Annotated in this window: 16 protein-coding genes; 6 read left to right on the forward strand and 10 right to left on the reverse strand. The window is 64.8% G+C overall.

Going from position 1 to position 18,881, the window contains the following annotated elements; genetic code table 11:
- Positions 1 to 53 precede the first annotated feature (53 nt).
- The gene (locus E3T50_RS02655) at positions 54 to 1,634 is read right to left on the reverse strand and encodes an HNH endonuclease signature motif containing protein (RefSeq protein WP_134550406.1); all 1,581 of its coding nucleotides are present in this window, start codon (positions 1,632 to 1,634) and stop codon (positions 54 to 56) included.
- Positions 1,635 to 2,053: 419 nt separating this feature from the next.
- Here E3T50_RS02655 and E3T50_RS02660 point away from each other — a divergent pair, with 419 nt between their 5' ends.
- Positions 2,054 to 2,572 carry a hypothetical protein gene (locus E3T50_RS02660; RefSeq protein ID WP_134550407.1) on the forward strand — a complete coding sequence of 173 codons (519 nt, stop codon included), beginning with the start codon at positions 2,054 to 2,056 and terminating at the stop codon, positions 2,570 to 2,572.
- Positions 2,573 to 2,700: 128 nt separating this feature from the next.
- Positions 2,701 to 3,429: a PKD domain-containing protein gene (locus tag E3T50_RS02665; RefSeq protein WP_134550408.1), complete on the forward strand. Its 729-nt coding sequence runs from the start codon at positions 2,701 to 2,703 to the stop codon at positions 3,427 to 3,429.
- A gap of 153 nt (positions 3,430 to 3,582) precedes the next feature.
- Here E3T50_RS02665 and E3T50_RS02670 read toward each other — a convergent pair whose 3' ends face one another.
- The 4 genes from E3T50_RS02670 to E3T50_RS02685 form a co-directional block, all read right to left on the reverse strand.
- Entirely contained in the window at positions 3,583 to 4,869 is a 1,287-nt protein-coding gene (locus tag E3T50_RS02670; protein WP_134550491.1) for a citrate synthase, read from the reverse strand.
- Positions 4,870 to 5,103: 234 nt separating this feature from the next.
- Positions 5,104 to 6,204, reverse strand: a complete 1,101-nt coding sequence (dapC, locus tag E3T50_RS02675; RefSeq protein WP_277612654.1) for a succinyldiaminopimelate transaminase — start codon at positions 6,202 to 6,204, stop codon at positions 5,104 to 5,106.
- Positions 6,205 to 6,213: 9 nt separating this feature from the next.
- Entirely contained in the window at positions 6,214 to 6,537 is a 324-nt protein-coding gene (fdxA, locus tag E3T50_RS02680; protein WP_134464104.1) for a ferredoxin, read from the reverse strand.
- Between the two features lie 86 nt (positions 6,538 to 6,623).
- Entirely contained in the window at positions 6,624 to 7,589 is a 966-nt protein-coding gene (locus tag E3T50_RS02685; RefSeq protein ID WP_241990709.1) for a PIG-L deacetylase family protein, read from the reverse strand.
- Positions 7,590 to 7,745: 156 nt separating this feature from the next.
- Between E3T50_RS02685 and efeU the strand changes: the two genes are divergently transcribed.
- The 3 genes from efeU to efeB are packed head-to-tail and all read left to right on the forward strand — an operon-like array spanning position 7,746 to position 11,144.
- Complete coding sequence (gene efeU, locus E3T50_RS02690; protein ID WP_134550409.1) at positions 7,746 to 8,615, forward strand: iron uptake transporter permease EfeU; 870 nt, start codon at positions 7,746 to 7,748, stop codon at positions 8,613 to 8,615.
- 28 nt (positions 8,616 to 8,643) lie between these two features.
- The gene (gene efeO, locus E3T50_RS02695; protein WP_134550410.1) at positions 8,644 to 9,828 is read left to right on the forward strand and encodes an iron uptake system protein EfeO; all 1,185 of its coding nucleotides are present in this window, start codon (positions 8,644 to 8,646) and stop codon (positions 9,826 to 9,828) included.
- 8 nt (positions 9,829 to 9,836) lie between these two features.
- Entirely contained in the window at positions 9,837 to 11,144 is a 1,308-nt protein-coding gene (efeB, locus tag E3T50_RS02700; RefSeq protein WP_134550494.1) for an iron uptake transporter deferrochelatase/peroxidase subunit, read from the forward strand.
- On the opposite strand, the gene E3T50_RS02705 is transcribed toward efeB, so the two are convergent.
- From E3T50_RS02705 to E3T50_RS02715, 3 genes are all read right to left on the reverse strand, one after another.
- Positions 11,141 to 11,605, reverse strand: a complete 465-nt coding sequence (locus E3T50_RS02705; protein ID WP_134550411.1) for a hypothetical protein — start codon at positions 11,603 to 11,605, stop codon at positions 11,141 to 11,143. The two genes, efeB and E3T50_RS02705, sit on opposite strands and share 4 nt — an antisense overlap.
- 104 nt (positions 11,606 to 11,709) lie before the next feature.
- Entirely contained in the window at positions 11,710 to 13,620 is a 1,911-nt protein-coding gene (gene typA / locus E3T50_RS02710; protein ID WP_134464116.1) for a translational GTPase TypA, read from the reverse strand.
- A 133-nt stretch (positions 13,621 to 13,753) separates the two neighbouring features.
- On the reverse strand, positions 13,754 to 15,541 hold the full coding sequence (locus tag E3T50_RS02715) for a dipeptide ABC transporter ATP-binding protein (protein WP_134550412.1): 1,788 nt from the start codon (positions 15,539 to 15,541) through the stop codon (positions 13,754 to 13,756).
- A 68-nt stretch (positions 15,542 to 15,609) separates the two neighbouring features.
- Between E3T50_RS02715 and E3T50_RS02720 the strand changes: the two genes are divergently transcribed.
- Entirely contained in the window at positions 15,610 to 16,218 is a 609-nt protein-coding gene (locus E3T50_RS02720; RefSeq protein ID WP_134550413.1) for a PH domain-containing protein, read from the forward strand.
- 29 nt (positions 16,219 to 16,247) lie between these two features.
- On the opposite strand, the gene E3T50_RS02725 is transcribed toward E3T50_RS02720, so the two are convergent.
- On the reverse strand, positions 16,248 to 17,294 hold the full coding sequence (locus E3T50_RS02725) for an ABC transporter permease (protein ID WP_134550414.1): 1,047 nt from the start codon (positions 17,292 to 17,294) through the stop codon (positions 16,248 to 16,250).
- On the reverse strand, positions 17,295 to 18,827 hold the full coding sequence (locus E3T50_RS02730) for an ABC transporter permease (RefSeq protein ID WP_134550415.1): 1,533 nt from the start codon (positions 18,825 to 18,827) through the stop codon (positions 17,295 to 17,297).
- Between the last annotated feature and the right edge of the window lie 54 nt (positions 18,828 to 18,881).

Consider the following 18,881-nt stretch of genomic DNA (forward strand, 5'->3'; position numbering starts at 1 on the left):
TCGGGTAGTGTCCAGATCGCCGGTCGAGCCCATCGAGACCGCCAGTGCGTGACTCACGGTTGTCGGCGGTGCCAGCCAGCCCCGGGCAGGTCCACCGACGCCAGGTCGAGTTGGAGCGTTGCTCCCGGCGGTGCGTCAAGCCGGAACGGCTCGTGCATGAGCGGGTTCTTGCTGGAGAGTGCGATCAATGTTTGGTCGGGGTCGATCTCAACCGGGGGTTGTAACCAATACAGGCCGTCTCTGAGAAGGATCTTCCAGTGTCGGTTATGGAGCAATAAATGGTGCGGAGCGCAGAGCAGCATCGCCTGGTCGATGTTGGACAGTCCCTGATCGGCTTGCCAATTCTCGATGTGGTGAGCCTCAGTCCACGACGGGGGTTGTTCGCAGCCGGGCCAGCGGCATCCGCCGTCGCGCACCGCGAGGCCCTGGCGTTGGTCGGCGGTGAAGAGGCGCTGGTCGCGGCCTACGTTGAGTGGCTGCCCCGCTTGGTCGAACAGGATTCCGAGGTAGCCCGTGTCACACAGGTGCCGGGAGATCGTCTCCCCCGACACCGGCGCCGGATTTCCCTCGAGATAGCCGAAGGACGCGGTGGGTGCAGGAAGGGTGGCCGGGGCAGTGGCGGGGCGGTCGCGTTCGGTGACGATGACGCGAACGACCGGGCGGCGTCCACCAAAGAGGGTGTTCGGGTCGGCGTCGGCGCCGAGCTTGAGCAGCTGAGTGAAGGAGTCCGCGGCGATCTGATCTACGGTGCGCGGGTCGTCCTTCACGCTCTGCGCCCACACGGCCCGTTCCGGGTCGACGAACCGCACGCCGCCGCGCCGCGGGCTGGTCAGCGCGTCGTACGTGGCCAACCACGTCTCGCCCTGCTCCGGCGGCAGCAGCGCGTGCAGGGTCACCATGCCGTCGGCACGCCGCCACAGCGACCAGGTCGTGTCATCGCGGGCCTGCTTCTCTCGCGCCAGAATGCCTGCGGCATCAAGGTCGTCACGTACCCGCCGCGCCCGCTTGAAGGCTTGCTCGGTATTCATCCCCGCCGCCGCCGCCACCACCAACACCCGCAGCGCCGCCGCAAGTTTCTCGGCCGTCACCGCCTGATCCAGCGTGCCCAAACCTCGAAGCAGCGCATCTCCGACGCCGGGCGAGAAGGTGCCGGCGGCGATCGCGTGCACAATTGGCGCCTGCCACGGCACCACCACCGGTGCCAGCGGCGGTGGCACCGGCGGTGCCAACGGGATTCCAGGCACCGAACTGGTTACCGGGACCGCTGGCATTGCCGGGCGGGGCTCGGCAGCTTGGCGTTCAGCGGTTTCGGTGTCACGCATCAGTACCCCGACGGTCAGCAGCCGGCCAGCCTCGATACGGCTGAGACCAGTAGCGTGCTGCACCATCAGGGTGGGGGTGCCAAACCCGTGCCGCGCCGCCATCCCCGACTGGCCCAGCTGCGGCCGAGACCGCTCTGCGATCGTGCCCGCCAGCAACGCCGCCGCCGTGCTGCTCAACCGCAGCAGGTCTGCGATCGGACCACGCGCCGCAAGCACCTCCGCATCGGACAAGCCAGCGAACTCGGCACTGGATCCACCCAACGCGGCGACAGCGGTCGCCGCCCGGGTAAGTTCCACTGCCACGTTGCTCATGATTCAACCCAACACCCGACCACCGACATTCCCGAGGAAAAATCACGGTTACAAGCACTAAATCGAGCAAATGAGCCAAAAGAATACCCAAAAAAATGTTTTTGTCGTCTTTCCTGGACGACCATTCCACGCCTGCCATGCATCGACGCCAGTGCGGCAGCCACCACGACCCTCAGGGCGGTGCTGGCCGCGAGGCGTTTGGCCCTCAGCCCGGGGCGTCAACACAGCGGTGTATCGAGACCTGTCGGCCTCATAGCGTGGTTCAAGCCCGGACACCAGCCTGTGGATAGATCCGACGGTGTTGTACCAATCCGGTCTATGGTGACCGCATGCAAAATCCACCGCTACGCCGCCCCGCGCACGGAGTCGTGCGCACTGCTGCAGCGCTGTTCTTCGCCGTCGGCACACTGAGTGGATGCGTGGCCGCTCCCGCCCCGAGCAACACGGCAGAGCCGGTCGCGGTGGCAACGGCCGCGCCGACCGAGGCTCCCCCGGTCTTCGCCTCGAACGACGAGGCGCTGGCCGCCGCCAAGTCCGCGTACGCAAACTACCTCACAGCGGGTGACGCCGCCGGTGCTATCGGATCTGATTCATGGAATAACTATCTGTCGCTGACGACCAGCTCTGAAACGGTCGGGGTCGTTAAAGCGCGAGAAAAGATGAAGGAAAACGGCTGGTCGTTCACAGGCACAACCACATTTGACTCGATGGTCATCCAATCTTCCAACGCTCTGCCCGACGGTTCTTGGGAAATTCGCGCCTATCTCTGCCTCGACCTCAGCGGTAGCGGGATGGTTGACACCTCCGGGGCATCGCAAACTAAACCGGATCGTCAATTGCGATCCCCGATGGTCGTCGTCTTTGTCGCCCCAAAGGAAAAATCACACCAACTCTTGATTTCGGAGTCGCCAATATGGTCCGGTTCGAACTTCTGCTGATCGTCGGTGCAATCATGACCCTCACGATGAGTTTCAATCCTGTTTTAGCGTCTAACGCGGCCGGGGAAATTTGCACTCCCGATGAGCGACGCATGGGAACCTGCCCCGAAAGTCCGGATACAGGCGGGGTGACTAACGGCGGAGGCGTCGATCTGACGGCGGATACAACTACCAGATCCGGCGGAAAGGGTGACTCGAACCGGGCCCAACGCGGGCGCAGCGGGTCGGGCACGTCCACAGCACCCAAGGAGTGCGCGCACGGCGACCCGGCGAAACCTGGTGTCACCACAATCCCCTGCGGCAACGGCTCATTCCTACCGCTGGCCCGGAACGGCGTAGCCGCAGCGCCCTGCGCCGAGTGCTCCCCCGCCACGATCGTGCGCGTCTCCGACCTGCAGAATTTTCCGGCGTACGCCGCGCCCGCGGGCATGGAGCCTGGCGGCTGGGCGATCGTCGGGTTGGCCGCGAACTTCTGGGCCACGGCATCCGCTCAAATAAGTCAAGGACTTCTGCTCGGCGAATCGGCCCAAGTCATGTTCACACCGATCGGCTACCGCTGGAACTACGGCGACGGCAGCACCTCAGCGTCCGCCGACGGCGGGGCGAGCTGGAAGGACCTCGGCCTCGCCGAATTCTCAGCGACCGACACCAGCCACGTCTACACAGCGAAGGGCACGTTCACGGTCGTGCTCACCGTCGATTACAGAGCCGATTACACCTTCGGCGACCAAGACTGGCGCCCCGTCGAAGGCATCGTCACCGTGCCGTCGACACCGTTCACGGTGGTCGCAGCGCGGGAATCCACCGTGCTCGTCGCCGAAGATTGCCGGGCTAATCCCCGGGGCCCCGGCTGCTGACGTCGTCAGCACTCCAACGCCGCGCCTGTTCATCCGGCTAAAGGTGACATCGCGCAGGTGCACGAGCGGCGAGACGCCAACCCGGCCCATCATCGGCCAGAGCGACCGCTACCCTGCCATCCGCAGCGGCAGACTTTCGCCGACCGACTTCTTCTAGGGGCGCGGGTAGTCGCGGGCTTGAGAGCCCACATAGAGCTGCTGCGGGCGGCCGATCTTCGTGGCCGGATCCTCATTCATCTCACGCCAGTGCGCGACCCAGCCGGGCAAGCGGCCGATCGCGAAGAGCACTGTGAACATACGCGTTGGAAAGCCCATCGCCTTATAGATGACGCCGGTGTAGAAGTCGACGTTGGGATACAGGCGACGTTCCTTGAAGTAATCGTCGTTGAGCGCGATGTGCTCGAGTTCCTGCGCGATGTCAAGCAGGTCGTCCTTGACGCCGAGGGCGGCGAGCACCTCGTGGGCGCTTTCCTTGACCAGCGTGGCGCGCGGGTCATAATTCTTGTACACCCGGTGGCCGAAGCCCATGAGCTTCACACCCTGCTCCTTGTTCTTGACACGTTCGACGTACTTTCCAACGCCCTGACCGGATGCCTGGATCTCGCCGAGCATCGACAGCACGGCCTCGTTGGCGCCGCCGTGCAGCGGCCCGAACAGGGCGTTGATGCCGGACGAGACCGACGCAAACAGGTTGGCCTCGGTCGAGCCGACCAAACGCACGGTCGAGGTGGAGGCGTTCTGCTCGTGGTCCTCGTGCAGCATGAGCAGGCGCTCGAGCGCCTTGCTCACGACCGGGTTGATCTCGTAGGGCTCGGCCATGTTGCCGAAGTTGAGCTTGAGAAAGTTGTCGACGAAGCTCAGGGAGTTGTCGGGGTAGAGAAAAGCTTGGCCGATGCTCTTCTTGTGCGCGTAGGCGGCCATGACCGGCAGCTTGGCCAACAGGCGAATGGTCGAAATCTCGACCTGCTCCGGGTCTTTCGGGTCGAGCGAGTCCTGGTAGAACGTCGACAGGGCCGAGACGCCGGAGGCGAGCACGCTCATCGGGTGTGCCTTGTGCGGCAGGGAATCGAAGAAGCGGCGCATGTCTTCGTGCAACAGCGTGTGGTGGCGGATGCGATCGTCAAAGTTGGCGAGTTCGCTCGCGCTCGGCAGCTCACCGTAAATCAGCAGCCAAGCGGTCTCGAGAAAGTTCGAGTTCTGTGCGATCTGTTCGATCGGATATCCGCGGTAGCGCAGGATGCCAGCATCGCCGTCGATGTAGGTGATCGCGGAGCGGGTCGCCGCTGTGTTGACAAAACCGTAGTCCAGCGTGGTGAGGCCGGTCTTCTTAGTGAGGGTGGAGATGTCAATGCTCGACACGCCGTCCACGCTGGTCAGGATCGGAAATTCTGCGCTCCCGCCGGGGAAGGTGAGGGTGACCTTGTTGGGGTCAGCGCTCATCGGTTCGCCGGGTGTTGTGTGCTGCGCGACGTCGGTCACGGAGCCTCCTCAGGTATCGCTGCCGGATGAAATGTGGCGACGCGTCACTGAGTTAGCCAGTGGTGAAACTGCTGTGGCCGACTCTGTCGCGATCACAGCCTAATCTGCCCGACCGCCTACTGTTGCATCAGCTAAGTCTTCGGGCGGTTCGTTGGTGATAGTCCACAATATCGAGCACCTACTCGGGGGGAGCCGTCAGGAATGCAGACGTGCGGCGGCGGCGGCGATTCGCTCGTCGGTGGCGGTGAGCGAGAAGCGCACGTGCTCCGGGTAGACATCGCCGTAGAACGGACCGGGACCGGCCAGGATACCTCGGGCCGCCAGCCGCCCGATGGATTCCCACGCGGGTCGCCCCTCCGTCGCCCAGAGGTAGAGCCCGGCTTCGCTCCGATCTATATGAAAGCCGGCCTGTTCCAAAGCCGGCCGCAGGGTTTCTCGGCGGGCTCGGTAGTGCTCCTTCTGCAAGGCGACGTGCTGGTCGTCTCCGAGAGCGGCGATCATGGCGGCTTGGAGCGGTGCCGGCAGCATGAGCCCGGCGTGCTTGCGCACGGTCAGTAGACGCTCGAGCACACCGCTGCACCCGGCGGCGAACGCCGCGCGGTAGCCGGCCATGTTGGACTGCTTGCTCAGCGAGTAGATCGCGACTACGTTGCGCCGATCTCCCTCGATCACCCGAGGATCGAGGATGCTCGGGATCGGCTCAGTGTTCCACGGGGCATCCCAGCCGAGTTCGGCATAACATTCGTCGCTGACGATGACGGCGTCGAGTTCTCGAGCACGGGCGACCGCAGCGCGGAGTGCCTCGACCGGCAGTACCCGACCGTCGGGGTTGCCCGGGCTGTTGAGCCAGATCAGCTTGGTTGATTCGGGCCACTCGGCCGGATCATCGGAGGCTACGGCCGTGGCTCCGGCGATGGCGGCGCCGATTGCGTAGGTCGGGTAGGCGGCCCGCGGATGCACGATCGTGTCACCCTCGCCGAGGCCGAGCATGAACGGCATGAGCGCGACGAGTTCCTTGGAACCGATCGTGGGCAACACGTTCTGCGGTTGCAGGCCGTCGACACCGCGGCGTCGGGCATACCACGCGATGATCGCCCGCTGCAATGCGGGAGTACCGACGGTCTGCGGGTAGGCGTGGGCATCCGTTGCCGAGCGCAGCGCCCGCTGCACTACGTCGGGCGTGGCATCGACGGGCGAACCGATCGACAGATCGACGATTCCGTCGGCGTGCTGGCGTGCCTGGGTGGCAAAAGGGACCATCTGATCCCAGGGGTAATCCGGCAGCTGCTTCAGCACGAAAATTGCTTAGTGCTGAACCTGCGGCGGCAGCGCGGAGATGACGGGGTGGTCCTTGGCGAGCACGCCGACCTTGGCGGCTCCGCCCGGGGAGCCGATGTCGTCGAAGAATTCGACGTTGGCCTTGTAATAGTCGGCCCACTGTTCGGGCAGGTCGTCTTCGTAGTAGATGGCCTCGACCGGGCAGACCGGTTCGCAGGCTCCGCAGTCGACGCACTCGTCCGGATGGATATAGAGGGAGCGTTCACCCTCATAAATGCAGTCCACCGGGCATTCGTCGATGCAAGCACGATCTTTCACATCGACGCAGGGCAGAGCGATCACATACGTCACAGGCTGAGGATTCCCTTCGAGAGCGGACTCTTGATTCTACGCCCCCCCCCCGGTCGACGCCCCTCTCCGTGTGAGAAAGTGCTCGGTTATCGGCGGCGCGGCGGCAGTTTCGGCCAGGCCAGCACGAAAGCCGCGATCAGCGCCGGAACGACGGTCCACAGGGTTCCTGGCAGGCCAGCCGGCACGAGAACCGACCCTCCGGAACCGCGCAGTGACAGCACAAAAATGGTCAGGAGTAACCCTGCCGCGGCCAGGCCGACCACGAATCGATCTCCCACGACGAGGCGCAGCCCGAGCAGCAGGGCGCCGATCCCGACGAAGGCGATCGTCAGGCCGATCGGAAGCGCCACGCCGAACAGTGTCAGGGTCGCCTGATGCGCGATGGTTCCCAGCACACCGAAGAGGATACCCAGCAGCAGGCCGACGAGGCCGGCCAGCGACCTGTTCGTGAGGTTCAGGCGAGCGGGCCGAGGGGCCGGCGGAGCGAGGGCTGGGCGCGGGGCATCCGCTCGCAGGAACGTTTCGGTGTCGGTGATGATGTCAGTGCTGCCGCCGGCGAGGGTGCGCGCGTGCCCTGAGAGGCTCCAGCGTGCCGGAAAATGCCCGAGCGCCCGCACCTTCTGGTCGAGATGGTCGCCCACGTCAATCGCGATGAGACGCTGTCCGGGTGCTTGCCGCACCGTGCGGGCCAGGAAGACGGGCAGGCCGGCGTCGTGCGCGGTGGCCGTGGCGACCTCGCGCAGAGCATCATCGACAGCGCCGACGACCACGGCTGTCGCGCCGAGATCGTCGATAGCGCTGCGCAGGGCCTGCGCCAGTTCAGGCCCGCCAACGGAACCCTGCGGCAATCGATGCCAGCTGCGCGCCCCCAGTTCAGCCAGCGCTGCGGACGTGGCCGCGGCATCCGCCTCGGCCAGCGCTGCGGCGTACAGCACGAGAACCCGCGACCCCTCGGAGCGGAGCCGGGCAATGGTGCCACCGGTCAGAGCGGACTCATCACCAGGATGGGCGTGCACGAACACGATTCGCTCGCCGCTGCCGGACATGACCATGGATCACGCACCGTTCTGCTCTGCTGGCTGTTTATCGCTGGGCAACATTTCTTCCCGAGTCAAATCATAACTAGACACGCCCGCGACGTTCAGGCTAGAGTCGGAAGGGTAAGGTTAGCCTTACCAAATATTTCGCCCGAACTTACAAGGAACCCTGTGCTCGCAAACTACCTGATCGGCCTGCGCGAAGGCCTTGAGGCCGCCCTGATCGTAACGATCCTCATCGCCTACGTCGTGAAGATCAACCGGCGAGACGTGCTGCCGCGCATCTGGCTCGGTGTCGGCCTGGCCGTACTCCTGGCCCTCAGCATCGGCGCCCTGCTCACCTACGGCACCTACGGCCTGTCGTTCACCGCGCGAGAGACCATTGGCGGCGTGCTGTCAATCGCTGCGACCGGGCTGGTGACCTGGATGGTGTTCTGGATGTTGCGCACCGCCCGCGACCTCAAGGGGCACCTCCAGGGCAACATCGACAAGCACCTCGTGGGCGCCGGCCTCGGTCTCGTACTCGTCGCGTTCCTCGCTGTGGGCCGCGAGGGCATCGAGACTGCCCTGTTCCTCTGGGCTGCCGTGCAGGCCACCGGTGCCACGACCATGCCCCTGCTCGGAGCATTTCTCGGCATCGTGACCGCGATCGGCCTTGGCGCTCTGATTTACGCCGGCATGCTCAAGATCAACCTGTCGAAGTTCTTCACGTACACCGGTGCCATCCTCATCGTCGTCGCCGCCGGCGTGCTCTCCTACGGCGTGCACGACCTGCAGGAAGCCGGCATCCTGCCCGGCCTGAATGCACTCGCCTTCAACGTGAGTGCTGCCGTGCCGCCGGACAGCTGGTATGGCACCCTGCTCAAGGGCACCCTGAACTTCTCCCCCGCCACCACGTGGCTCGAGATGTTCGCCTGGCTTGCCTACGCCGTGCCCACCCTGACCCTCTTCATCACCACGAGCCGCCGGGGCCGCACGAGTGGGCGCCCGGCCCCGGCTGCGTCCTACGCGCCGGCCCCCACGCCCGTCGCGGTGCGGTAACTTTTCGTTTCACTGTCGAAGGATTTTCATGCCTCGTGCTTTTCGTTCTACCAGTTTGCTTGGTGTCAGCCTGCTCAGTGCCAGCGTGCTCGGTGTTGGTCTGCTCACAGGATGTGTCGCTAACGACCCGGCTGCCACGCACACGGCGTTCACCGTCGACAGCAGCCAGACGGCCTGCGCGGTATCGGCGAACGAGGCGCCGGCCGGCAGCATCCGCTTCACTGTCACCAATTCCGGTGACCAGGTCACGGAGTTCTATCTGCTGGCTGCTGACGGCAAGCGCATCGTCGGCGAGGCCGAGAACATCGGCCCTGGCCTCAGCCGCGACCTCGTCGTGCAGCTCGACGCCGGCAGCTACTTCACCGCTTGCAAGCCCGGCATGTCCGGAGACGGCGTCGGCAAGGCTGAGTTCACCGCGACCAAAACGGATGCCGCGGCCACCCTCAACGTCGACCTGGCGGCCCAAATCGACACCGCCAACAGCAACTACGCCTCCTACGTGAGCGACCAGATCGACCAGCTTGTCACCGGCACCGACACGTTCGCCGCGGCCTATCTGGCTGGAGACTTCGGCGCTGCACGCAGCTTCTATGCCCCCACCCGGGTGCACTGGGAGCGGGTGGAAACCATCGCCGAATCGTTCGGGGACCTCGACCCGAAGCTCGACCTGCGCGAAGCCGATCTCGAAGAGGGCCAGGACTGGACCGGCTGGCACGCGATCGAGAAGGACCTCTGGCCCGCTGACGCCGAAGCCGGCTTCGAGGCGTACAGCACACAGAAGCGGGCGGCCCTCACCGGGCTGCTCGTCGCCGACACCGCCACCCTGCACGAGAAGGTGCAGGGTTTGAACTTCACCCTGTCGCAGCAGACCAACGGAGCGATCGGCCTGCTCGACGAGGTCGCGACGGGCAAGGTCACCGGAGAGGAAGAGATCTGGTCACACACCGATCTCTGGGACTTCCAGGCCAACGTTGACGGTGCCCAGAAGCTTTACGACGGCGTGCGCCCGATTCTTCTGCAAACGGATGCCGACCTGGCCGCGTCGCTCGACGGCGAGTTCGCCGCCCTGCAGACGATGCTGGACGCGCAGCGCGTCGGCGACGGGTTCACCCTGTACACCGACCTCGATCCGGGCGCGATTCGCGCCCTCGCCGACCAGGTCAACGCACTCGGCGAGCCGCTGAATCGACTCACCGCCGCGCTCGTGCTGTGACGCACGGTGTGACGGGTAGTAAGCGGGCCGAGTCCGCCGATCTGGCCGTGCCGGCCCGCGGCCTGTCTCGGCGCGGGCTGCTCGGCCTAGCCGGGGCAAGCGTCGCCGGAATCGGGATGGGGGTGGCCGGGGACCGGGCGGCGCTGGCCGCGTCGGCGACGCCGGAGATGGCATCCGGTTCTGCTGAGTACCCGTTTTACGGCCGGCACCAGGCTGGCATCGTCACGCCTGCCCAGGATCGCCTGCACTTCGCCGCGTTTGACGTCTCGGCCGGCACCACGCGGGCCGAATTGATCGAGCTACTGCAGGACTGGACCATCGCAGCCGCTTCGATGAGCGCCGGCCGGGACGTCGGCGAGTATGGCGCGGTCTCCGGCCCGTACGACTCCCCGCCGGAAGACACCGGTGAGGCGCAGGGTCTACCCACCGCGGGCCTGACGATTACGTTCGGCTTTGGCCCGACACTGTTTGAAACAGCGGATGGCGTCGATCGCTTCGGACTTGTACGACGCCGACCGGCCGAGCTGACGTCGTTGCCGCACTTTCCCGGCGACGACCTCGATGTCGGCCGCAGCGACGGCGACCTGTGCATCCAAGCCTGTTCCAACGACCCCCAGGTCGCCGTGCACGCGATTCGCAACCTGTCGCGGATCGCATTCGGGCGGGCCGCCCTGCGCTGGTCCCAGCTCGGTTTCGGACGCACCTCGTCGACGTCAACGAGCCAGGCCACCCCGCGCAACCTGTTCGGTTTCAAGGACGGCACCGCCAACATCAAGGCTGAAGAACCCGATGTCGTCACCGCCCAGGTCTGGGTGTCGGCGGCCGACGGCCCGGCCTGGTTGGCCGGCGGCTCCTACCTGGTGGCGCGGCGCATCCGCATGACCATCGAGACCTGGGACCGCTCCATTCTGAGCGAGCAGGAAGCCGTGTTCGGACGCACCAAGGGCGCTGGCGCACCGCTTTCGGGTGGCACGGAGTTCAGTGAGCCCGACTTCGCGCTGGCCGGCCGGGCAGACCAGCCACTGATCGGCGCTGCTGCGCACGTGCGACTGGCGCATCCAGCTCAGAATAACGGCACCAAATTATTGCGTCGCGGCTACAATTTCGTCGACGGCAACGATGAGCTGGGGCGACTGGAAGCTGGGTTGTTCTTTATCAGCTTCCAGCGGTCGCCGGCCCAATTCGCTGCTGTGCAGCTGAACCTCGCCAAGCACGACGCGCTCAACGAGTACATTCGCCATGTCGGCAGCGCCCTGTTCGCGGTTCCGGCGGGCACCCCTGAGGGAAGCTACGTCGGAGCACCCCTGTTCGCTTAACCGAGCGCGGGCACCGGGGTGACCGTGTAGAGCACGCCGTCGGGATTGCCGGCCACGACGACACCAAAGTTCTCGTTCGCCATCGTGACCACCTCCGTGTCGACTCCGGCCACCACTTCGGTGAAGCCGGCCGCCTGCAGCTGAGTCCGTGCATCGTCCAAGGGAGTCGTTGACGTGGCATTGACGGTCACTACCCAGCCACCGACCCCGCTCTCCCCGACACCACCGGTCGCGAAGAGAACCTCTCCGTCGAGCACGGGAATTTCGGCCGGCCAGTCTGCGGGAAGCTGGCCTCCGAGGCTGACGTCACCGCCCGTCGCGTCCTGCACGGCTCCGTTCACGGCACCATTCACGCTGTCGCGCACGGTGTCGCCCACGGAGCAGCCCGCCACGAGGGGTAGTCCGGCTGCGGCGACTACGAGGGCGAGAACAATTCGTCGTGTCAGTCTGCTGGTCGTCATGTGAAGCCTTTCAAGTTGTGCGAATGTGTACACCGCGAGGCACAAAAAGTGCCGCTTCGACGTGGTCAAAGCGGCACTTTTTACGCTCTCGCGGGCGAAACGGACTAGTTGGCGTCCTGCTTCTTCACGCGTGAAACCTGGCGCGAGCGAGCGGCTGCCGTGAGCTCCACCTTGCGAATACGCACGGCGGCCGGGGTGACCTCGACGCACTCGTCTTCACGAGCGAATTCGAGGCACTGCTCGAGCGAAAGCTGCTTGGGCGGCGTCATCGACTCGAACGTGTCGGAGCTGGACTGACGCATGTTGGTCAGTTTCTTTTCCTTGGTGATGTTCACGTCCATGTCGTCGGCCCGCGAGTTCTCGCCGATGACCATGCCTTCGTAGACCTCGGAGGTCGGCTGCACGAAGAACGACATGCGTTCCTGCAGGTTGATGATCGCGAACGGGGTGACTGCACCGGAACGGTCGGCGACGATCGAACCGTTGGTACGGGTGCTGATCGTTCCGGCCCAGGGCTCGTAGCCGTGCAGGATGGCGTTGGCGATACCGGTACCGCGCGTGTCGGTGAGGAACTGCGTGCGGAAGCCGATCAGGCCGCGCGACGGAACGATGAATTCCATGCGAACCCAGCCGGTGCCGTGGTTGGCCATGTTCTCCATGCGACCCTTGCGGGCGGCGAGCAGCTGCGTGATGGCGCCGAGGTATTCTTCCGGCGCGTCAATGGTGAGGTGCTCGTAGGGCTCGTGCACCTTGCCGTCAATGCGACGCACAACGACCTGCGGCTTGCCGACGGTGAGCTCGAAGCCCTCACGACGCATCTGCTCCACGAGGATGGCGAGGGCCAGTTCTCCACGGCCCTGCACCTCCCAGGCGTCGGGACGTCCAATGTCGACGACCTTGAGCGAGACGTTACCGACGAGCTCGCGGTCGAGGCGGTCCTTGACCATGCGGGCGGTGAGCTTGTGGCCCTTGACCTTGCCCATGAGCGGCGAGGTGTTGGTGCCGATGGTCATCGAGATGGCCGGGTCGTCAACCGTGATGGTCGGCAGGGGGCGCACGTCGTCGGGGTCGGCGAGGGTCTCACCAATGGTGATGTTCTCGATACCGGCTACAGCCACGATGTCACCGGGGCCGGCGCTCTCGGTCGGGTAGCGGTCCAGCGCCTTGGTGATGAGCAGCTCGGTGATCTTCACGTTGCTGACGGTGCCGTCCTGCTGCACCCAGGCCACGGTCTGGCCCTTCTTGATGGTGCCCTGGAAGATGCGCAGCAGCGCGAGACGGCCAAGGAACGGCGAGGCGTCGAGGTTGGTGACGTGCGCCTGAAGCGGGTGCGTGTCATCGTAGGTCGGTGCCGGGATGTGCTTGAGGATCGCATCGAACAACGGCTCGAGGTCGTCGTTATCGGGCAGTGTGCCGTCTTCAGGCTTGTTCCAGCTGGCGGCGCCGTTACGACCGGAGGCGTAGACGACGGGCACGTCGAGCACGGCGTCGAGGTCGAGGTCGGGGAAGTCGTCGGCCATGTCGCTCGCGAGGCCGATAAGGAGGTCCTGGCTCTCGGCCACGACCTCGTCGATGCGCGCGTCGGGACGGTCGGTCTTGTTGACCAGGAGGATGACGGGCAGCTTGGCCTCGAGCGCCTTGCGGAGCACGAAACGGGTCTGCGGCAGCGGGCCCTCACTCGCGTCAACGAGGAGAACGACGCCGTCGACCATGGACAGTCCGCGCTCGACCTCGCCACCGAAGTCAGCGTGGCCCGGGGTGTCGATCACGTTGATGGTGATGGGACCGTCGGTGGCGTGGATGCCCTTGTACGAAACCGCCGTGTTCTTGGCGAGAATCGTGATGCCCTTTTCGCGCTCGAGTTCGTTCGAGTCCATCGCGCGCTCTTCAACGTGGGAGTGGTCCGCGAAGGAGTCGGTCTGCTTGAGCATCGCGTCAACCAGCGTCGTCTTACCGTGGTCAACGTGAGCAACGATTGCAACATTTCGGAGGTTATTGCGTGTAGCAATCGCCATAAAAATAGATCCTTACGAAGAATGAGTGCCGCAGAGTCTCGCGCGCGACGAAGAATGGATACCGGAGGTCATAATGTGACCCAAGGTTCAATCCTACCGTACGATTTGACCCCGGCTGGTGGGGCGAACCCGGCTAGACCTCGTTTCCGGCGGCCAGCAACTCGCGTCGCAACTCGCGGCGGGCACGCTGTTCGGTCGGATCGGGGATCGGCACGGCCGCGAGCAGACGCTGGGTATACGGGTCTTTCGGGTAGCGCAAAATCTCATCCCGCGTGCCGGTTTCCACGATGCGGCCGTGGTGCATCACCGCGATGCGGTCGGCGAGCACGTCGATGACGGCGAGGTCGTGGGTGATGAACAGACAGGCGAAATTCATCTGCTGCTGCAGCGACTGAATCAGCAGCAGTACCCGGGCCTGCACCGAGACGTCGAGCGCGCTGGTCGGCTCATCAGCGATGAGCACTTTCGGTTCGAGGGAGAGCGCACGGGCAATGCCGACACGCTGCTTCTGCCCACCGGAGAGTTCGTGCGGAAAGCGGCTGCGGTAGGAGCGAGGCAGTTCAACACTGTCGAGCAACCGCTCCACCTCGGCGCTCAGGGCCGCGCCCTTCAAACCCTTGGCGAGCTTGAGCGGTTCCCCGATGCTGTCGCCGATCGGCATCCGCGGGTTGAGCGAAGAAGACGGGTCCTGAAAAACGATTCCGACACTCTTGTGCAGTCGGTGAATCTCGTCGCGGCCGGCCTTGGAGATGTCCTGGCCGGCCACGTGCAGCGTGCCTTCGGTGATGGGCAGGAGACCGATGGCGGCGCGTCCGAGGGTGGTTTTACCGGAGCCCGACTCCCCCACGAGTCCGAGCACCTCTCCCTGGCGCACGAACAGGTCGACCTTGTCGACCGCACGGAATGCTGCGACTCGACCGTGTTTGGGATATTCGATGACGACATCATCGAACCTGACGACCACTTCGCGGCTGTCGCGCCGGGCTGCCGTGGCCGCCTCATTCGCCAGCCGCTCGTTGACCTCGATGCGAGCGGCGAGCACGGCGTCGACCACGATGTCGGTGCCGATAGCGAGCGCCGCAGTCATGTCGATGGCTGCGTCGCCGCGCTGGCCGAGGTGCGGAACGGCCTGGAGCAGGGCGATGGTGTACGGGTGCCTGGGTGCGTTGAAAATCTGGTCGACCGTGCCGCGTTCGACGATGACGCCCCGTCGCATGACGGCGATGTCATCGGCGAGGTCGGCGACGACACCCATGTCGTGCGTGATCAGCAGGATGGCGCTGTCGAGGCGATCGCGCAGGCTGCGCAGCAGGTCGAGTATCTCGGCCTGCACGGTCACGTCGAGTGCAGTCGTGGGCTCGTCGGCGATGAGCAGTTGCGGGTCGCAGGAGATGGACTGGGCGATCATGGCACGCTGGCGTTGCCCGCCGCTCAACTGGTGCGGGTAGGAGTTGAAGGCCTTCAGCGGATCTGGCAACTCGACCATGTCGAGCAACTCCAAGGCGCGCGTCTTGGCCTGCGAGGGCGACATACCGAAGTGGGCCCGCAGGGTCTCAATGATCTGGAAGCCGATCGTATAGACCGGGTTGAGCGCCGTCATCGGCTCCTGGAAGATCATGGCGATCTGGCCACCACGCACCTTGTGCATCTGCGCGGGCTTCAACCCCATCAGTTCCCGGCCGCTGAGCTTGACGCTGCCGGAGATGCGGCTGTTCTCCGGGAGCAGGTCGAGAACGGCCATGGAGCTGGCACTCTTGCCCGAGCCGGACTCGCCGACGATGGCGAGCACCTTGCCACGCTCGATCGAGTAGTTCAGTTTGAGCGCGGCCGGCACCCAGACGTTGTCCACGCCGAAGTGCACGGTGAGGTCGGTAACTTGCAGTACCGGGCCGGAGTATGTGGTCGTCACCTGTTCGGTCATGAAGTCCTGCTTTCGTTGATATTGCTGCTCGCGCGGTGGTTGCGGCAAAAATCTGGCAGCATGGCTGCATGTCCGTCGCTTCCGACCCGAATTTTTTCTACTCGCGGTTCAACCGCATCATCGCTGCTGTCTTTGCCGGGATTGCCGCGCTGAGTGCGCTGAGCCTGTTCCTGCTGCCGACCGCGTCGAACCGCTGGCTGGTCATTCCGGCCCTGTTCGTGATGCTGTTCGTCTGGGAGGTGCTCTGGCACCCCAGCCTGCAGGTCGACGACGCCGGCGTGACCATTCGCAATCCCCTGCGCACCATTGTGGTGCCGTGGGCGGCGCTCGTGCACGTCGACACCAAGTTCGCGCTCACCCTGTACACGCCGGGGCGTAAGTTCGCTGTGCACTGCGCTCCCGCCCCCGGCCGAAGCTTGACCAGCGCCGGACGTCGTAAGACCACCGACCCGGTGCCGTACCTGACCGGGCAACCCCGACCCGGCGACCTGCCGGATAGCGAGTCCGGTGAGGCGGCGCAACTGGTGCGCTCTCGCTGGGACGCCCTGCAGCGCAGCGGCCGGGTAGACGGCGGCCTCGCGGCGCAGACACCCGTGTCGGCCGTGTGGGCGTGGGGTCGTGCCGGCGTGCTTGTGGCCGGTGCTGCGGCATCTCTTGTGGCTCTTCTTCTGGCCTGAGCACAGCACCGGCGGGCACGTGACCGGCGTCATGGCTGGCTGTCCAATTCCGGTTCGGGTCGGGTCTCGCGCATCTTGCTGAGCTTGAACCTGCGGTGGCGCGGGTCGAAAGCATCGCGCAAACCGTCGCCGACGAAGTTGACCAGCAGCGCGAGCGACACGATGAACGCTCCGGGCCACCAGAACAGCCACGGCCGAGTCTGGAACGCCGATTGGTTGGAGCTGATCAGCAGGCCGAGCGACACGTCGGGAGAGCGGATGCCGTAGCCGAGAAAGCTCAGCGCCGTCTCGAGCAGAATGGCCGAGGCCATGATGAGCGTCGCCGACACGATGACCACGCCCATGGCATTGGGCAGGATGTGCTTGAAGATGATGCGCGCGTCCGACGCCCCGGCTACCCGGGCCGCCTCGACGAACTCGCGTTCGCGTAACGACAGGAATTCGCCGCGCACCAGCCGAGCGATGCCCATCCAGGAGAAGAACCCGAGCATGATCGCTAGAACCGGGGCGCCGAGGCTGCCGAACCATTGGCCGACGACCGAACCGATGACGAGCGCGGGAATCACGATGAAAACGTCCGTGATGCGCATCAACACGGCATCGACCATGCCGCGGTAGTACCCGGCAACCGCCCCGACCACCACGCCGACAACGGTCGCGATGAGGCCGAGAACCACCATCACGAGCGCGGAGTTTTGAATGCCCCGCATGGTCATGGCGAAGTAGTCCTTGCCGATGCGGTCCTGGCCGAACGGATGCTCGCCCATTGACATGCCGTCGCCACCGAGAAACTGCGGCACGAGCGACAGCGTGGGGTCGCCCCCGTTCACCTGCGGGTTGAGTTCTTTGAACCCGAACTTCCACCAGCCGGGAATGGGACCGATACCGATGGCAGAGAAGGAGAACAGGATGATGACGAGAAGAACGACGATCGAGGCCACGGCCACCTTGTTGCCAATAAATCGGCGCCAAATGAGGCGGCCCTGGCTCTCGGGTACCGAACTCGCCGCGGCGAGTTCGTCGGCAGGGATTTCAGTGGGTGACGGGGTGGATCCCGAACCAATTGGTGTGGACATCTAGCGGATCCTCACTCTCGGGTCGAGCCCGGCATAGGCCATATCGGCCAGAAAATTGAACGTGATCGCCATGGCGGCGACGATGAGGAAATAGCCCATGACCGGATTGAGGTCTCCCCGGGACAGGCCGGCGTTGAACAGGCTGCCCATGCCGGGAATGGCGAAGATCCGTTCGGTGATGATTGCGCCACCGAGCAGGGCTCCCACATCAAAGGCGACGAGAGTGGTCAGCGGAATCAGCATGTTGCGGAACGCGTGCCGAACGACCACCGTGCGCTCCGGAAGCCCCTTGGCGCGCGCAGTACGGATGTAGTCGAGGCTGAGCACCTCGAGCATGCCGGCGCGGGAGTACCGGGTGTACCCGGCGAAGGAGATCAGCAGGAGGGCAATAATTGGCAGGGTGAGGTGGACAAACGTGTCGAGGCCGGCGAGCCACACGTCCCCGGACAGTCCCGGAGTCTTGGAACCCACGGTGGCGATCGGGCGCCCGTTCGTCGCCGTCAGGAGGGCACCCCAGGACTGCATGAACCGGTCAACCAGCACGACCGCGCCGGAGAAGAGCGCGGTGACGAGACCGACCCGCATATTCTGGCCGCGATCGTAGCCACCCGCCAAAAAGCCGCTGATCAGCCCGACCGCGATCGTGGCGAGTGCGAGAATGAATAGCGTTCCGGCGCTCGAAACGTCGAATAGGGGCTGGAGCACAAAATACGCCGCAATGGCGGCCGCGGCGTTGATACCGGCGGTAATCAGCGCCCGACGGTTGCGCAGTCCGGCCAGCAGGGTCGCTGCACCGAGGGCGATCGCCGCGACCAGCAGGATGACCGGGATCGGCCCCAGGCCCGGATTCATAAACCAGCCCGTCGCGCTCATCAGGAGCAGCACCCCGGACGTGGCCAGCCCCGACACCAGGAAAACCACCAGTCGACGTCGGCGGTCACCGCCGAGCAATGACTGCCAGATGGCACCGACGACGAGGCCGATCACCACCAGTGCTCCGGTGCCGATCACAGGATCACGGAGAAAATCGTTGAAGCCGATGGCGATGAACTCTTTCAGGAGCACGGCGACCAGGAATACGGGCAACGAGTATAGGAAGAAGCTGACGAAGGTGACGGTGTTGTCGAGGCCGCTGTACTGACGCAGAGCGGTGATGATACCAATCGTGACGCCGAGCAAAATGGCGAGCACGAGGGCGAACGTGACCAGCTGCACGGTGGCGGCCAAAGCGTTCGGAAGAATATCGATGACCTGGGCGTTCGAGATCGTCGACCCGAGGTCGCAGGCGTTGGCAAAGGGAATCGCGCACTTGGCGACGCCGCCGAGCCAGAGCACCCAGCGAAGCGGCGGCGGCACGTCGAGGTCGAGAAGTGCAACGCGGGCATCGATCAGCTGCTGCTTGTTGGGAGAGTTGCTGCCTTCAAGATCTTGGAGCGGCTGCGCCGAATAGCCGACCATAACGTACATCAGAAACGATGCGGCGATCAGGATGAGGATGGAAACGAGAATTCGTCTCAGGATAAAACTCACCATGCCTGGGCTACCTCACTGTAGGGGTTTGGCAAAAGTGCCGGGGTACCAACGAAC

The organism is Cryobacterium gelidum, from assembly GCF_004403985.1.
Classification (GTDB): domain Bacteria; phylum Actinomycetota; class Actinomycetes; order Actinomycetales; family Microbacteriaceae; genus Cryobacterium; species Cryobacterium gelidum.

Excerpts from the sequence above, each read along its gene's own strand:
- E3T50_RS02655 (WP_134550406.1), bottom strand. The coding sequence starts at position 1,634 with ATGAGCAACGTGGCAGTGGAACTTACCCGGGCGGCGACCGCTGTCGCC.
- E3T50_RS02670 (WP_134550491.1), bottom strand. The coding sequence starts at position 4,869 with ATGAGCGCTGACCCCAACAAGGTCACCCTCACCTTCCCCGGCGGGAGC.
- E3T50_RS02685 (WP_241990709.1), bottom strand. The coding sequence starts at position 7,589 with ATGGTCATGTCCGGCAGCGGCGAGCGAATCGTGTTCGTGCACGCCCAT.
- efeO (WP_134550410.1), top strand. The coding sequence starts at position 8,644 with ATGCCTCGTGCTTTTCGTTCTACCAGTTTGCTTGGTGTCAGCCTGCTC.
- E3T50_RS02705 (WP_134550411.1), bottom strand. The coding sequence starts at position 11,605 with ATGACGACCAGCAGACTGACACGACGAATTGTTCTCGCCCTCGTAGTC.
- typA (WP_134464116.1), bottom strand. The coding sequence starts at position 13,620 with ATGGCGATTGCTACACGCAATAACCTCCGAAATGTTGCAATCGTTGCT.
- E3T50_RS02715 (WP_134550412.1), bottom strand. The coding sequence starts at position 15,541 with ATGACCGAACAGGTGACGACCACATACTCCGGCCCGGTACTGCAAGTT.
- E3T50_RS02720 (WP_134550413.1), top strand. The coding sequence starts at position 15,610 with ATGTCCGTCGCTTCCGACCCGAATTTTTTCTACTCGCGGTTCAACCGC.
- E3T50_RS02725 (WP_134550414.1), bottom strand. The coding sequence starts at position 17,294 with ATGTCCACACCAATTGGTTCGGGATCCACCCCGTCACCCACTGAAATC.
- E3T50_RS02730 (WP_134550415.1), bottom strand. The coding sequence starts at position 18,827 with ATGGTGAGTTTTATCCTGAGACGAATTCTCGTTTCCATCCTCATCCTG.